Source organism: Halobacillus sp. BBL2006 (genome assembly GCF_000786645.1).
In the GTDB taxonomy this organism is placed as follows: domain Bacteria; phylum Bacillota; class Bacilli; order Bacillales; family Halobacillaceae; genus Halobacillus.
On record NZ_JRNX01000349.1, the window covers coordinates 1 to 790 of the forward strand.

Annotated in this window: 1 protein-coding gene; it reads right to left on the reverse strand. The window is 43.2% G+C overall.

Features of this window, described 5'->3' with window-relative positions:
• On the reverse strand, window positions 1-507 hold a 507-nt coding region (locus LD39_RS10970), incomplete at its 3' end, for a bifunctional transcriptional activator/DNA repair enzyme AdaA (RefSeq protein WP_035546243.1).
• Window positions 508-790 lie beyond the last annotated feature (283 nt).

A 790-nucleotide genomic window follows, 5' to 3' on the forward strand; every position in this document is an offset into this window, starting at 1 on the left:
AATCTTTGAAAAAGCATCTCTAAAGCCGCTGCTGGAATCGTATCCTGTGGAAATCTGTGCATCTATGGCAGCTTCGCCTGACCGGATTTGTTTCATCGCAAGCCCCATCCTTCTTGCCCGTGCATATTCCACAAATGTCATCCCGAACCGTTTTTTGAATTGACGCCGAGCTGTGGAGGCGTCCACGGCTAATTCTTGGAAATCTTTATCTTTCCAACGTTTTTCAGGATTTTTTTCGACGGCTGCGACAAGTGTCTGGACAAGTTCTGAAACTTGATTAGGATGACTGAGAGGGCGACAGCGTTTACAAGGTCGAAAGGACGCAAGCAGCGCCTGCTGGGCCGTTTCATGAAATTCACAGTTCTCAAACTTCGGCTTCCTTGCGGGACACGTCGGTCGGCAAAATACTCCGGTTGTCTTGACTCCAACAAAAAACACGCCTTCATATTCAGTTTTTTTATCGATCAATGCCTGATAATATTCCTTCTTTTGTTCTTCATTGATCATATCAATTCTGCTCCCTTTTTGTTCGTTATGTTTCTATTATAACGTGGTGAAAAATTTACGCCGCCGAAATTCAGGCATGGATTTTTAAATAACTGCATTAAATACTCTTTTCACTTTTTTGAGAGTGAAAATGATTAATCAAGCTTCTTCAACAAACGTGCAGAATTCTGTAAGACTCGATTTCGAGATACTTTCGGTTCCGTTGCTAAATACGGATTAGGGTTGGGTGGGAAACAACTCGTCTAGCTGCAACGCCCAGACACTCGCGTCATAAGCAGAAAAT